Consider the following 13,971-nt stretch of genomic DNA (forward strand, 5'->3'; position numbering starts at 1 on the left):
GGCGTGCGCGGCGTGCGACGCGCCGACGGCCCTGCTGAGCTGGCGGGGCATCGGTGGGGTCGACGGAGGAGGACACGATGGCGCGAGACGGCTGGGCAGCGTCCCGGGAGCCGGGGTCGGACGACGACCTCCGGGCGTTCGCGGAGCCGGACGACCTGTCGGACGCGCCTTTGGTGCGCGGCGACCGCACCGACGGCGACGACCGTGGCGACGAGTTCGAGCTGCCGGACGAGCTTCCTGTCGAGGACCGGCGGTAGACGGTCGTTCGTTGCCGTCGTTCGTTCAGAACCTGAACGCTCCAGGGATTCTCACGGCATCGCCGGTCCTAAGTCTTGACGTGTCCGCGACGGTGAACCAGACTCTCGACGAGTGGACCTGAGGTCTACACCAATCCTCCGCGCGTGCGGACGCGGGCCCCGTCGTCCCCTGGAGTGACGCATGCTCTCCCGACGCACCTTCCTCGCCGCCACGGCCACCGCCACGGCGACCGCACTCACCGCCCCGGCCTGGCTGCCGGGGCTCGCCGCACCGGCTGCAGCCGCCGCGTCGCTGCCGATCACGCTGCAGAACAACTCCGGCTCGAACACCGTCTACGCCTACATCTCCGGTGCGGACAGCACCGGGTGGCCCGGATTCGTCGCGGCGGACGGATCCTTCCAGCAGCTGCCGAGCCCCTCGTCGAACCTCACGCCGGCGCCCGACTACTCCATCGCGCTGGGCGCTTCGGGCACGTCCACCACGGTCCCGCTCTCCGAGTACGTCATCGGCGGTCGCGTCTGGTTCTCCGTCGGCCAGAAGATCCAGTTCTTCGTCAACCCGCCCAACGGCGGCGGGGTTCCCGGCCTCGTCCAGCCGGGGTTCACCACTTCGGACCCCAACTGGCAGACCAACTGGACGTTCTGCGAGTTCACCTACAACAGCGCCAACCTCTACGCCAACATCAGCTACGTCGACCTGGTCGCCTCGCCGATCTCCATGCAGTCCACCGGAAGCGCCGGCAACCAGAGCGTCAGCCCGCTGCCCGACGGTGCGCTGTCCTCGATCGCGTCCGGGCTGGTCGCCCAGCATGCGAGCGACGGTGCGCCGTGGGACACCCTGGTGGCCACCGACAGCGGCGGCACCGTGCTGCGCGTCATGGCCCCCACGCACTCCACCGTCGACTTCGGCGGCTACTGGACGTCCTACCTCGACCAGGTCTGGAGCCGCTTCGCGGGAACGACGCTGACGGTCGACACTCAGTCCCTCGGCGTCTTCTCCGGCACGGTCTCGGGCGGCGTCCTCACCTTCTCCGGTCTGAACGACGACGGCGTGGCGTTCACCGTGCCCAGCGCGGCGGACATCTTCAGCTGCAACAGCGGGCCGCTCTACAACTCCGGCGGCGACGCCCGCGGCGCGGTGGCCGCCCGCCTGGCCGCCGCGCTGAACCGCAGCACGCTGCTGCTGGCCGGGGGCGAGAACCAGCCCAGCGGGGTCACGCCCGCCCAGTACTACACGGACGCGACCACCAACCACTACGCCCGCCTGGTCCACCAGTACGCGTCCATCGGGTACGCGTTCCCGTACGACGATGTCGGCCCGACCGGTAGCGCGCCGGTCGACGGACACCTCCAGGACCCCGCGCCGACCTCCTGGACCATCTCGCTGGGTAGTTGACCAGCCGTCAGTTATCTGCCAGCGCGCCGCCATTGGAGGCCGCCGACGGTGCCGCCGCACGCCCGGGTGGGTGCGGCGGCCGCGGGGACGGCCGGTTCGCCCGGCGGGAGAGTGCCGTGGGCGGCGAAGTAGGCCAGGTCGGTGGCCCGTTCGGCGGTCAGCGCGGCGGTCGACGCGGCGGCGTTCTCGTAGGAGTCGGCCGGGGCGGGGCCCGCGAGAGGCCCGGCGACCGTGGAGAACGGGGTGGACCCCGGGTCCTCGCCGGAGGGGTTGGTCCAGCCGCATTCGTTGAAGTACAGCGCGTCCGTGGCAGCGGACCCGACCGCGATCACCAGGTAACGGCCCGTCAGCGCGGCTGCCCAGGCGGAGGCGAAGGACCGGGTCACCTGGCTCGCGGGCAGCCCGGCCGCTGCCGCGGCGGACTGGGCGGTGGCGGCGTCGGCCGGGGTGGCCGCGTAGAGCAGGACCTCGTCGGGCCAGGCCGACGGCTGGGACGGCAGGGCGGACAGGGTCCAGTCCGCGCCCGGCGCGGCGCCCAGGACGGTGCTCGTGTCCGCCGACAGGCCGGCGCTCTCGGTGAGGCCGGGCTCCTGGAACAGAAAGAGTTCCTGCGGGTGGCCGTACTGCGGATAGGCGCTCATTCCGGCGAGCCCTTCGGCGGTGCCGGGCAGCGTGGTGGTGGACCAGGCGCTGCCGTCCCAGGCGGTGACAGCCGGTGCGCCCGAGGCGGTGAGGTAGGACACCTCGACGCCCGTCGCGCCGGTGCTGCCTGCGCCGGCGGTGGCCGACGGCAGCAGGGCGGTGGTCGCGATGAGCGGCGTACCGGGCGCGGGTGCTCCGGGCAGCTCGGCGACGGACCAGCCGCCGCGCCCGGTCGAGACGGCCTCGGCGAGGTGGCCCCCGGTGTCGGTGTAGAAGGCCGCGACCCGGTCGGAGGCCTCGGTCACCGCGGTCAGCGCGCTGTCGTGGGCGATCGGGAAGTCCGAGCCGATCCGCTCGCTCGTCCAGGCGCCGGAGGTGTTCTGGGTGACCGCCAGGGTCCCGTCGCCCGAGTGGTGGAAGAGCACGACTGCGGTGCCGGCGCCGCCGCCGCCGGTCGCGGCGAGGGCGAGGGCCCCGCGCGCCGCGTCGGGGAAGGCCGGGCCGGGGAGCACGGTGGTGGTCCACCGGCCGTTGTGCTCGGCGGCTTCGGCGAGCCGCCCGTCGGCGGCGTAGAAGAAGACCTCAGGGGTGGGCGAACCGCCCTCGGCGGCGTTCCCGTCGCCGTTCACGGCTGCCGCGACGATCGCGCTGCCCGGAGCCGGGGAGCCGGGCAGGGTGGTCGCCGTCCAGCCGCCGCTGCCCAGTGAGGTCTCGGCGAGCGTGCCGTCGGCCGCGCGGTAGAAGGAGTGCGGGGTGCGGGCGTCCGCTGCCGCCGGGTCGGACCAGCCGAGCGAGGCCACCGCCGGTGCGTGCGCGGGGACGACGGGGGAGGGCTGCCCGGGGACGGTCTGACGCAGCCAGTCCACGCCGTCCGAGGTCTCGGCGGCGAGGGTGCCGTCCGCGCCCGGGGTGATCAGGTACTGGTCCAGCAGGCGCGCGGAGTACCAGAGCGAGGGGTCGGGGACGTCGACGACGGTCGAGGAACTGCCCGCCACGTCCACGGTCCAGGCCCTGACGGCGGCGGTGCCCAGGTCGGAGGTCGCGGTGAGGGTGACGGTGTAGACGCCGGGGCCGGGGAAGACGTGGTCCACCGACTGCGTGGCGGTGTTGGTGTCGCGGCCGTCGCCGAAGGTCCAGTAGTACTGGGCGACCGTGCCGCCGGTTTGCGCGGCGTGCCCGTCGAGGTGGATCTGCGCTCCCGCGACCGCGGCGTGCGGGCCGCTGATCGAGACCGCCGGGGCGGGCGCCTGGCGGACGGCGGGCGGCTTGACGATCACCCACTGCTCGCCCGCGCCCCAGACCCCGGCGGCCCAACTGGTCAGCGATACGTTGGTGTCGTACTCGGCGGTGATGCCGTTCGCGCCGAGGAAGTCGCCGTCGACCAGGTCGACCGTGCCGTCCGGGTGCGTGGCGGAGACGATGCCGACATGGTCGGCGAAGCGGGACGCGTTCACCGGGCCGGGAGGGAAGAACACCACGGCGTCTCCGGGAGCGGCCGTGCCGCCGTCCACCGTCGGCGTCTGCCCGTGCTGGAGCGCCCACGCGTAGAAGGAGACGGACCCGGCGTTGAGGGTGTCGACGTCCTGAGTGACACCCGCCTGCATCCAGGCCCACTTGGCGAAGTCGGCGCACCAGGACTCGTTCTCGTTCTCCACGCCGAAGCGGGTGTCGGAGCCGCAGCCGTCGGAGTTGGGCGAGAAGGCGCCGTCCAGGGTGCTGAACGGGTCGCAGTCGACACCGTCGAAGGAGGTGACCGCAGGGGTGGTGGCGAGCCCGACCTGGCCGAGCGCGATCCGCGCGATCGAGCCGCCGAGTCCTTCGCCGGTGGTGCCGGTGGTGCCGGTGGTGCCGGCGGCTCTGGCCGTGGCTGCGGTGCCCGTGTGGGCGGCGCAGGCCGCCGGACCGGCCAGGCCCCAGGCGGTGCGCACCGCCTGCGGGAGACCGAGGCCGCACTCCAGCGGCCCGGCCTCGCCCACCAGGCGCCAACTGCGCCCGGAGTCCGTACTGGTGAAGAGGCCGGTGCCCGCGCCGTCCTGGAACGACGCTTGCACCTGGGCCCCGGCCGAGGCGGCGGGCAGGAACGAGGCCTCCGCCCACCGCGTGCCCGTCGCCGGGTCGGTGGCGGTGCGCACCGAGCCGGCACGAACCCCCGCTACGGCGTCGGACGACAGGTGACGTCCCGTCATGAAGGCCTGCTCCAGCACCGACGCCGAGGTTGACGCCGATGCTGACGCCGGATCAGCGACGGCGGTCGCGGTGGGCGCAGTGGCGACGCAGCCCACCGCGACCATCGCCGCTCCCACCGTGAACCGCATCAGTGCGCGGAATGCGGGCACCTGAAATACCTCCAACCGGAGAGGAGTCAGTCGGCGAAGCGCTTCTGCAGCCGCAGCAGGACCGCGGAGACCGCGACCACGATGACGAAGCCGAGCAGGGCCAGGGCCGTGGCCAGGCCCATGGACTGGGCGGTGGTGCCGAAGCCCCCGAAGCCCGTGCGGTAGAACAACGTGCCGAGGACGTCGGTGGAGTAGTCCGGCCCGGCCTGGGAGCCTTCGAGGATGTAGATCAGGTCGAAGGTTCCGAACGCGCCGATGAAGTTCATGGTGGTGACCAGGAGGATGGTCGGCCGGATCGCGGGGATGAGCACCGACCACAGCGTGCGGAACCGTCCGGCGCCGTCCAGGGCGGCGGCGTCCAGCATGTCCTGCGGCACGTCCATCAGCGAGGCGAGGAAGAGCAGCACCGGGAAGCCCATCCCGGCCCATGCCGTGATCACCGCGATGGTGGGCAGCGCCAGCGTCGGGGAGCCGAGGAACGGCGCGGCCAGCGCGTCCAGGTGCAGCGTGTGCAGGACGCTGTAGACCACACCGGTGTCGGGCTCCAGGTACACCGTCCACACGTAGGCGATGGCCACCGGCGGCAGGGTGAACGGCAGCATCAGGATGACCGAGTAGCGCCGCGACGCCTTCTCGTTCTGCAGCAGCAGGAGGTAGGCCAGCGCGATGCCGACCACCAGCGTGAGCACCATCGAGATGGCGAAGAAGCACAGGTTGTGCTCGACGGCGTGCCAGAACTCGGGCGCGAACTGGGAGTCGAAGAGCGTGTACGTGTAGTTGCGCAGGCCGATGAAGTCGTTGAGCGGGCCGGTGCCGTCCCAGTTGTAGAAGCTGTACCGGACGCCGGAGAGCAGCGGGTACACGACGAACACGGAGAACAGCGCCAGGCAGGGCAGCACCAGCCCGGCGAGCACCAGGCGCTGACGCCGCGCGCCCCGCCGTCGCGCGGAGCGGCCCGCGTCGGCCGGGCGCGCCTCCGGGGCGTCTGCCGCTGCCTCGACGGTGGTCGACACCGAGGCGTCGACGGCACCGGAGGTGGTCGTGGGAACGTCCATCGCGGTCGTCAGTTCTTCTTGCCGAAGTACCAGGTGAGCTGTGAGTCGATCCGCGCGGCGGCCTGTTGCGGCGTGATCTTGCCCTCCAGCAGCGGCACGGCGATGTTCTGCTCGGCGGTGAAGATGCCCGGATCGGTGGTCGCGGACTTCGTCCTGATGTCCGTCGAGCTGACCGGCGGGGTGTCCATGGGCGAGCGGATGCCGAAGACCGGGTTGACGCTCTGCGTCTGGTACCACTGCGCCGCCTGCACGCTCAGCGGGTAGCTGGACGGCACCTGCACGCCCTGGACCGGCGAGATCTCACCGGCGATCTGGGTGAACGCGTCACCGAAGGCCTTGGTCGCGGTGAAGGCGACGACCTTCTTGGCCGCGGCGGCATCGGCGGAGGACGTGATGTTCGCGTTGAGGGAGATGTCGCCGTCCGCGTACCAGTCCTCGCGCGGCTGCTTGCCGTCCGGCGAGGGCACCAGCATCTGGCCGTACTTCAACGACGGGTCGACCTGGTTGATCGTCGCCGTGTCGAAGCCGCCGTCGATGATGAACGCGGCCTTGCCGAGCGCGAACTGGGTCTCCTGCTCGTTGCCTGCCGAGCCGACGGCCTGCCAGTTCGACTCCAGGTACGGCGCGAGCTGCTGGAACGCGGCCAGCGTGTTGACGAACTGCGGCGTGGTGTAGTCGGCCTGCTTGGCGGTGATGGCCTGGGCCGTGGCGTCGTCGAGGGTCGACGCCCCGATCGCGTCGATCTGCAGGGCGAGCAGCCACTGCTGCACGCCCATCGCGTACATCGGCGTGACCCCCTTGGACTTCAGCTGCCCCATGGCCGACAGCAGTTGCTGCCAGGTCTGCGGCACGGCCACGCCGTTGCCGGAGAGCAGCTTGGTGTTGTAGTAGAGCTCCATCGTCTGCACGGCGAACGGCACGCCGTAGGTCCTGCCCTGGTACTGGGTGGGGGCCAGCGCGGTCCTGCTGATCGTCGAGGTGTCGACGCTGCCGTCCAGCGGGGCGGCCATCTTGGCGGCGGCGTACTTCATGGTGCCCTCGCCGGCGCGGTCGTAGAAGACGTCCGGACCGGCGCCGCCGTTCATCGCGGTCTGCAGCACCGAGTCGTAGGACGTCGGGCTGATGGCGCGGAAGTTGATCCGGACGTCGACGCCCTGTTTGTTGAGGTCCTGCTGCACGGTCTGCCAGACCGGCGCGTCCTGGGACCGCCAGGACCACACCGTCACGGTCGGCTCGCCGGAGGACCCGCCGGAGGTGCCGCAACCGGAGAGGCCGAGCGTGGCTGCGACGACCGTGCACGAGAGCAGCGCTGCCGTGGTGCGCGGGCTGCGGCGGCGGGCGCCGGGGGTGGAGGTCATGTGGGGGTGCATCCTTTCGAGGACCCGGAACAGGGGAGAAGGACTGGGGCGGGGCGACTGGTGCAAGGCGGCCACAGCGGTGCGCGGGGGTCACATCTTGACGCCGCCGCTCGTCAGGCCGCGCCGGAACTGCCGTGCGACCAGCAGGAATCCCACGATCGTGGGCAGCGAGACGATCACCAGTCCGGCCAGCAGCAGTTGCCAGGCGGTGGTGTGCTCGCCGACGAACGACAGGATGCCGACGGGGACCGTCATGTTCTGCGGATCCTGGATCAGCAGCAGCGGGAGGAAGAACTCCTTCCAGGCCATGAGGAACTGGAAGACGGCGACGATGCCGAGGGCCGGGCGCACCAGGGGCAGGACGACGTGCCAGTAGATCCGCAGCGGTCCGGCGCCGTCCATCACGGCCGCCTCCTGCAGCTCGAACGGGATTGAGCGCATGTAGTTGACCAGGATGAAGACGCTGTAGGAGATGCCGCCGGAGGCGAAGACCAGCACCAGCGCGGTGAGGGTGTTCAGCAGCTGCAGGTTCTCGATCAGGATGAAGATCGGCAGCGCGATGATCTGGATCGGCAGGGCCAGGCCCGACACGAAGAACAGGTACAGCAACTGGTTGCCGCGGAAGCGGTAGCGCGAGATGACGAACGCCGCCAGCGAGGACACCAGCAGGATCACCGCGACCGTCGCACCCGCCACGATCAGGGTGTTGAGCAGGAACTGGCCGAGATCGCCCTCGGACCAGGACTGCGAGTAGTTCTCCAGATGGACCTTGGTCGGCAGGGACAGCGGCGTGCCCAGGATGCCGGGGATGTCCTTGATCGAGAGGTAGACCACGAACAGCAGCGGCACCAGGACGACCGCGGAGGCGAGCACCAGCACGGTGTGGCCGACGAAGGGTGCGGCGCCGGCTCTCCCCCTCCCGCGCTCGCGCCGGAGAGCGCGTCCGGGACGGCGGGTGGCCCCGGAAGGCTGGTTGACGGCGGCCACAACGAGGGTCCTTCCGTAGGTGGGTTCGGGTCGGTCCCAATCTCCGAAGGTGGTCGGAAGGTTACCGATGGTGGAAAAAATGCGTCAATGGTTTACGCGAATCCGCGTGCCCCGCGTCGCGCTGGGCCCGGATGACGCTCGCGCTGGGCCCGCCGGACAGACGCTAGGCCGCAGGAGACCCCTGCGGGCGCCGGAATCCCGGTATATGACGGAGCATCAGCACGTCGCCGCCGCGAAGGCCTGCGCGGCATCGGCGACGGCGGCGCGCAGGGGGTGCACGCTGCCGCCGTCACGTGTCGGGTGGACGCGGTTGGTCAGCAGCACCACCGTCAGGCCGCGGTCGCGATCCGTCAGCAGCGAGGTGCCGGTGAAGCCGGTATGCCCACGGGAGGCGACGCCCGCTGTGCCCATCCACGCCGTCTCGCCGATGCGCAGGCCCAATGAGGCGCCGTGGGACGGGCGTTCGCCGTCGGGCGGGAGCACGGTGGGGAGCTGGTCGTCCCACATCCACGCGGCGGTGCGCTCATCCTCACCGCGGCGGACGGCCTCGGCGAACCGCACCACGTCCTCCAGCGTCGCGAAGAGCCCGGCGTTGGCCGCCGTTCCGCCCAACGACCATGACGCCTCGTCATGCACGATCCCGCGGACGGTGCCCCGGGCGAACTCCGGCTGGCGCTCGGTCGCGGCGGTGCGCGCGGGGTCGGGCCGGAAGGTGGTCGCGGCGAGGCCGAGCGGGGTGAGCGTGTGCCGTCGGACCAGGGCCTCCCACGGCTCGCCGGTGGCGCGCTCCGCCAGCAGCATCGCGGTGAGGTAGCCGGTGCAGGCGTACTCCCAGCGGGTGCCGGGCGGGGCGGTGAGCGGGGTGGCGGCCAGGTCGGCCAGGAGCGCGCGGCGGTCGGGAGGCCAGGAGCCCTGGGCACCCGGGGCGGTGCGCCCCTCCGCCGCCGGACGCCAGCCGTCCCAGACGGCGGGCAGGCCGGAGGTGTGGGTCAGTAGCTGACGCAGCGTCACCTTGGCGCGCTCACCCTCGCGGTACTCCGGCAGCTGCTCAGCCAGCGGCGCGTCCAATGCCAGCGCGCCGGACGCGACGAGGCCGAGCAGCGTGTGGGCGGAGTAGGCCTTGGTGACGGAGGCCAGGTCGAAGAGGGTGTCGGGGTCGACCGACTGCTGTCGGTCCGCGGGGAGTTCGGTGCCGTCGTCGCCGACCTGCTGCAGCACGCCCGTCCGGTGCCGCAGCACCGGCTCGCCGAGGACGGTCACCGCGACGACGGCGGCCGAGCAGGTTCGGCGGGCGACGGCGGCGTCGACGAGGGCGGTGATCCGGTGGAGCGGGTCGGTCATGGTGCGCAGGCCCCCTCGCGTGCCTCCTCGGTTGCCTTCTCGCGTGCCGCCTGGGTTGCCTCCTCGGTTGCCTCCCCGGACGTGAACAGGGCGGCCGGGTAGGTCGCGTGGACCGTGGTGGCCGGGCCGCTCAGTGAGCGCGGGTCGCGTCCCTCCTCCAGCGCGCGGCGCAGGGTGTCCGAGCCCCACAGCCGGTCCAACGCGCAGCCCTGCTCCGACGCGGGTGTCCCGGAGCCGCGCGGCAGGACGCGCAGCTCGTCCGGGTAGAGCCCGGCCAGCGCCCACAGCAGGGTCAGCCCCGTCCGCACGGGGGCGAACGCCGCGGCGTCGGTGACGTGGAGTGAGACCCCGCGCAGCACCTGGCCTGCGTACATGTGGAACACCGGCCGGAACCAGGTCTCCCGCCAGAGCACGCCGGGCAGCTCCTGCTCGCGCAGCAGGGGCAGCAGCCGGTCGTCGACGTAGGGTGCGCCGACGGTCTCGAACGGGCGGGTCGTGCCGCGTCCCTCGCTCGCGTTGACTCCTTCGACCAGCCCGGTCGCGGGGTAGACCAGCGCGGTGTCCGCGGTCGGCAGGTTGGGGGAGGGCGGCACGAAGGGGTGGCACGCGCCCGGCGACCGGTCCTTCCAGCCGCCGACCGTCACCACGACCGGATCCGGTAGCGGGGTTGACGTCCCGGCCGAGCGCAGGGCGGCCAGCCGGGCGATCTCCCCGGCGGTCAGGCCGTGCCGCAGCGGGATGTCCAGCCGCCCGACGAAGCTCCGGTACGCCGGGTCCAGGCCGGGGCCCTCGACCGTGGTCCCGCCGAGCGGGTTGGGGCGGTCGAGGACGGCGAAGGGGACGCCGGTGCGGGCGGCAGCAGCCATGCAGTCCAGCATGGTCGAGGTGTAGGTCCAGTAGCGAGTACCTACGTCCTGCATGTCGAAGACGACGGCCTCGGGTCCGGTGGCGGCGATCGCCGCATCCAGGTCGGCGGCGGGCAGTTCGTAGGTGTCGACGATCGGGATGCCGGTGGCCGGGTCGTTGCCGGTGCCCTCGGACCTGCCGGCCTGCGCCGTGCCGTGCAGGCCGTGCTCGGGCGCCAGCAGCGCGGTCACGGTGAAGCCGCGTTCGCGCAGCGCGTCCACTCCGCGCCGCAGGTCGGCGGTGAGGCCGGTGGCGTTGGTGGCCAGCGCGATGCGACGGGCGGGCAGCAGGTCCGGATCGGCCAGCAGCCGGTCCAGGCCGGTGGTCACGGTCGGCATCGCGGTGGGCGTCGCGGTCCTCACGGCGGAACACGCTAGCCGGGGCTCCGGGATGGGTCAACGGGTTCCGGCATCTGTCGTTCGGACGTAAATTATCGACCTCGTCTTCGCCCGTGCCCCGACCACCTGGCAGGCATGTGCGAAGGCCGTCGACCTGGTCGGCTGCGAGTCCGTAGGATTTCGCCATGACGCAAGGGACTGAACGGCGGCGGCGCGACGCAGGGAAGGCGACGGCTGTGCCCTCCGTGCCGCCGCAGAGCGTGGTGGTCCGGATCAGGGCCCTGCTGCCGACCCTGCCGCCCTCCGAACGGCGGGTGGCGGAGGCGGCGATCGCGGATCCCGGCGCGGTGGCGGGCAAGACCATCAGCGAGTTGGCCGCCGAGTGCCGCACGTCCGAGACGACCGTGGTGCGGTTCTGCCGTGCCGTCGGTCTGAAGGGCTACCCCGATCTCAGGATCGGGCTGGCCGCCGCGGCCGGGCAGGAGGACGGCTCCGCGAGCTGGACCGCCGTCGGCAGCGACATCGGCCCGCGCGACCCGCTCGCGGAGGTGGTCAACAAGCTCGCCTTCGCGGACGCCCGCGCGGTGGAGGACACCGCCGCGCAACTGGATCTGGACGCCCTGCAGCGGGCCATCGACGCGGTGGCCGCGGCCGACGCGGTCGACCTCTACGGAGCCGGGGCCAGCGCGCTGATCGCCCTGGACCTGCAGCAGAAGCTGCAGCGGATAGGCCGCCGGGTCAACGCGTTCCCGGATCCGGACGGGGCGCTCACCTCCGCGGCGCTGCTGGGCCGGGGTGATCTCGCCATCGGCATCTCCCACACCGGGTCCACCGCGCACACGGTGGCCGCGCTCGCCGAGGCGCGGGACAACGGCGCGGCCACCCTCGCCATCACCAACTTCCCCCGCTCGCCGATCGCGGAGGTGGCCGACCACGTGCTGACCACGGCCGTGCGCGAGACCACCTTCCGGTCCGGGGCGATGGCCAGCCGGATCGCTGCGCTGACGGTCGTCGACTGCCTGTTCGTGGGTGTGGCGCAGCGCAACTACAGCCGCACCATGCGCGCGTTGGAACGCACCTACACGGCCGTCCACGGGCACGCGGAGCCCTGAGGCCTCCGCCGCAGGCGCGCCGTCAGTCCGGCCCTCAGCCTCAGGTGCGGTCGGCGGGGGCGGCGGCGACGGCCGTCCGCACGTCTCCCTCGGACCCGGACAGCAGCGCTTCGGCCTGCGCGGCGTCACATCGGGTCAGCAGCATGATGATCGCCGTCTTCGCGTGGCCGTCGGCGGCGGCCAGGGCCCGCTCGGCGGAGTCGAGGTCGGTGTGCGCGGCCTCAGCCACGATGCGGCGGGCGCGGTCGCGCAGCTTGTCGTTGGTCGGGCGCAGGTCGACCATGAGGTTGCCGTAGACCTTGCCGATCCGCACCATCGCGGCGGTGGACAGCATGTTGCAGACCAGCTTCTGCGCGGTGCCCGCCTTGAGCCGGGTTGAGCCGGTCAGCACCTCGGGGCCGGTCACGACCTCGATCGCGACGTCGGCGTGGGCGCTGATCGGCGCCCGGGGGTTGCACGCGACGGACACCGTCGACGCCCCGAGGGAGCGCGCGTGCCGCAACCCGCCCACGACGTAGGGCGTCCGGCCGCTGGCGGCGAGCCCGACGACGGTGTCCCGGGCGCCGACGCCGAGCGCGTCGAGGCCGACGACCGCGCCCTGCGGGTCGTCCTCGGCGCCCTCGACGGCGGTGGTGAACGCGCCCGGCCCGCCGGCGAGCAGGGTGACCACCTGGGCCGGATCGGTGCCGAACGTGGGCGGGCACTCGACCGCGTCGAGCATGCCGATCCGGCCGCTGGTCCCGGCCCCGAGGTAGACGAGTCGGCCGCCCTGTCGCAGCGAGGCGGCGATCAGCTCCACGGCGGACCCGACGGCCGGAAGGACGGCCCGGACAGCCCTGACCGCTGCGCCGTCCTCGTCGTTCATGGTGGCGAGGAGGTCCGACACCGGCATCCGGTCCAGGTCTCCGGTGCCGGAGTGCGGGGATTCGGTGCCCAGCAGACTGAGATCCACGGCGCATGGTCCTTTCGCAGGTCGGGCGGCAGCGCGTCCGAGCGGGGTCCACCGTAGTCAGCCTCCCCGGGACGGTCAAAAACATACGGCCTTCTGTTTATGCAGGTAAATGATTGACATGCCCGTCCACCTCTTCGATACTCGCTGGAACGCAGGCCGGTCACTGGGTCCGAGCGAACGGAGCACGGGTCATGGCAGCCGTACTCGCGGTGGACCTCGGCAAGACCGGCTGCCGCGCCGGGCTGTGGTCCGACCCTGCCGAGCCCGGCACCGATCGCGCCAAGCGTGGTGCGGACCCCGCCCTGGCGGTCCGTCAACTGCCGGGCGCTCCGGGGCTGGCGAGCCCCGGGGGAGCGGCCCGGGCGGAGGCGCTGATCAGAAAGGTGTCCGCCGACCTCCTCGCCGAGACGGGAACCGACCGACTCGCCGCGCTCTGCGTCGGCGCGGCCGGAGCCGTCGCCGCCCCGGACGCCGCCCGCGCCCTGGCCGAGGCCCTGCTGGACGCCCTCCCCACCGACCAGGTGGCCGTCACCAGCGACGCCGTCACCGCCCACGCGGGTGCCCTCGGCATGACGAGCGGAGTCGTACTCGCGGCCGGCACGGGTGCGGTCGCCGTCGGCGTGGGCGAGACGGGGGCCCTCTCCGTCGTCGACGGATGGGGTCCGTGGCTCGGCGACGAAGGGGGCGGCGCCTGGATCGGCCTGGCCGGTCTGCGCGCCGCACTGCGCGCCCGCGACGGCAGGGGCGAGCCCACGGCGCTGAGCCAGGAGGCCGCAGACCTGTTCGGCGATCTGGGCCGCCTGCCCGGCGTGCTGGAGCAGGACGGCAATCCGGCCCGGTCCGCCGCCCGGTTCGCCCCGGCCGTGGCCCGGAGCGCCGCTGCCGGTGACCCCGCCGCCGTCGCCATCCTGCACGCCGCGGCCACCGCGCTCGCCGCGACCGTCGCCACTGCCGCCCGGCTGACCGCGGGGACTGGCGCCGAACCCGTTCAGGCTCCCGAACCCGTTCCCTCTCCCATCGCCGTAGCCGTGACCGGCGGCCTGGTGCACCTGGGCGCACCGCTCCTGGACCCGCTCCACGCCGCGCTGGCCCTGCGACACCCGCGGCTCGTCGTCCGGGACGCCCTCGGTGACCCCCTGTACGGCGCCCGGCTGCTGGCCCGTCAGTCCGACGGCCCGCACGAGCCGTTGGTAACTCGGCTGTACCGCCGGACCGCGTCGGCCGACTCGACCGGCAGAGAAGCAGGCCTCTCCTGAGTCCCGGCTCCACGCGTTTTCGGCGCCTGCCGCCT

At 72.7% G+C, this 13,971-nt stretch carries 11 protein-coding genes; 4 read left to right on the top strand and 7 right to left on the bottom strand.

Annotated elements, in window-relative coordinates:
• Positions 1–77 precede the first annotated feature (77 nt).
• Both ABH928_RS05870 and ABH928_RS05875 read left to right on the top strand, forming a co-directional pair.
• Positions 78–257 carry a hypothetical protein gene (locus tag ABH928_RS05870; protein WP_370062734.1) on the top strand — a complete coding sequence of 60 codons (180 nt, stop codon included), beginning with the start codon at positions 78–80 and terminating at the stop codon, positions 255–257.
• A 181-nt stretch (positions 258–438) separates the two neighbouring features.
• A complete protein-coding gene (locus ABH928_RS05875) occupies positions 439–1,653 on the top strand; it encodes a beta-1,3-glucanase family protein (RefSeq protein WP_370062736.1) in 1,215 nt (404 codons plus the stop codon).
• Between the two features lie 11 nt (positions 1,654–1,664).
• Here the strand turns inward: ABH928_RS05875 and ABH928_RS05880 are convergent, their stop codons facing one another.
• From ABH928_RS05880 to ABH928_RS05905, 6 genes are all read right to left on the bottom strand, one after another.
• Entirely contained in the window at positions 1,665–4,631 is a 2,967-nt protein-coding gene (locus ABH928_RS05880) for a PKD domain-containing protein (RefSeq protein WP_370062738.1), read from the bottom strand.
• A gap of 26 nt (positions 4,632–4,657) precedes the next feature.
• Positions 4,658–5,686: a carbohydrate ABC transporter permease gene (locus ABH928_RS05885; RefSeq protein WP_370062740.1), complete on the bottom strand. Its 1,029-nt coding sequence runs from the start codon at positions 5,684–5,686 to the stop codon at positions 4,658–4,660.
• An 8-nt stretch (positions 5,687–5,694) separates the two neighbouring features.
• Complete coding sequence (locus ABH928_RS05890; RefSeq protein WP_370062742.1) at positions 5,695–7,044, bottom strand: ABC transporter substrate-binding protein; 1,350 nt, start codon at positions 7,042–7,044, stop codon at positions 5,695–5,697.
• 90 nt (positions 7,045–7,134) lie between these two features.
• A complete protein-coding gene (locus tag ABH928_RS05895) occupies positions 7,135–8,031 on the bottom strand; it encodes a carbohydrate ABC transporter permease (protein WP_370062744.1) in 897 nt (298 codons plus the stop codon).
• Positions 8,032–8,247: 216 nt separating this feature from the next.
• A complete protein-coding gene (locus tag ABH928_RS05900; protein WP_370062746.1) occupies positions 8,248–9,372 on the bottom strand; it encodes a serine hydrolase domain-containing protein in 1,125 nt (374 codons plus the stop codon).
• Positions 9,369–10,640 (bottom strand): exo-beta-N-acetylmuramidase NamZ domain-containing protein, encoded by a 1,272-nt coding sequence (locus ABH928_RS05905; protein ID WP_370062748.1) that lies wholly within the window; start codon positions 10,638–10,640, stop codon positions 9,369–9,371. Before ABH928_RS05905 ends, ABH928_RS05900 begins: the two co-directional genes overlap by 4 nt.
• A gap of 161 nt (positions 10,641–10,801) precedes the next feature.
• Between ABH928_RS05905 and ABH928_RS05910 the strand changes: the two genes are divergently transcribed.
• Complete coding sequence (locus tag ABH928_RS05910) at positions 10,802–11,728, top strand: MurR/RpiR family transcriptional regulator (RefSeq protein ID WP_370062750.1); 927 nt, start codon at positions 10,802–10,804, stop codon at positions 11,726–11,728.
• A gap of 40 nt (positions 11,729–11,768) precedes the next feature.
• Here the strand turns inward: ABH928_RS05910 and murQ are convergent, their stop codons facing one another.
• Complete coding sequence (gene murQ, locus ABH928_RS05915) at positions 11,769–12,680, bottom strand: N-acetylmuramic acid 6-phosphate etherase (RefSeq protein WP_370062752.1); 912 nt, start codon at positions 12,678–12,680, stop codon at positions 11,769–11,771.
• Positions 12,681–12,871: 191 nt separating this feature from the next.
• Here murQ and ABH928_RS05920 point away from each other — a divergent pair, with 191 nt between their 5' ends.
• Positions 12,872–13,936 carry a BadF/BadG/BcrA/BcrD ATPase family protein gene (locus tag ABH928_RS05920; protein WP_370062754.1) on the top strand — a complete coding sequence of 355 codons (1,065 nt, stop codon included), beginning with the start codon at positions 12,872–12,874 and terminating at the stop codon, positions 13,934–13,936.
• Positions 13,937–13,971 lie beyond the last annotated feature (35 nt).

This window comes from Streptacidiphilus sp. MAP5-3 (genome assembly GCF_041262505.1).
Classification (GTDB): Bacteria; Actinomycetota; Actinomycetes; order Streptomycetales; family Streptomycetaceae; genus Streptacidiphilus.

Excerpts from the sequence above, each read along its gene's own strand:
- ABH928_RS05870 (WP_370062734.1), top strand. The coding sequence starts at position 78 with ATGGCGCGAGACGGCTGGGCAGCGTCCCGGGAGCCGGGGTCGGACGAC.
- ABH928_RS05875 (WP_370062736.1), top strand. The coding sequence starts at position 439 with ATGCTCTCCCGACGCACCTTCCTCGCCGCCACGGCCACCGCCACGGCG.
- ABH928_RS05885 (WP_370062740.1), bottom strand. The coding sequence starts at position 5,686 with ATGGACGTTCCCACGACCACCTCCGGTGCCGTCGACGCCTCGGTGTCG.
- ABH928_RS05890 (WP_370062742.1), bottom strand. The coding sequence starts at position 7,044 with ATGACCTCCACCCCCGGCGCCCGCCGCCGCAGCCCGCGCACCACGGCA.
- ABH928_RS05900 (WP_370062746.1), bottom strand. The coding sequence starts at position 9,372 with ATGACCGACCCGCTCCACCGGATCACCGCCCTCGTCGACGCCGCCGTC.
- ABH928_RS05910 (WP_370062750.1), top strand. The coding sequence starts at position 10,802 with ATGACGCAAGGGACTGAACGGCGGCGGCGCGACGCAGGGAAGGCGACG.
- ABH928_RS05920 (WP_370062754.1), top strand. The coding sequence starts at position 12,872 with ATGGCAGCCGTACTCGCGGTGGACCTCGGCAAGACCGGCTGCCGCGCC.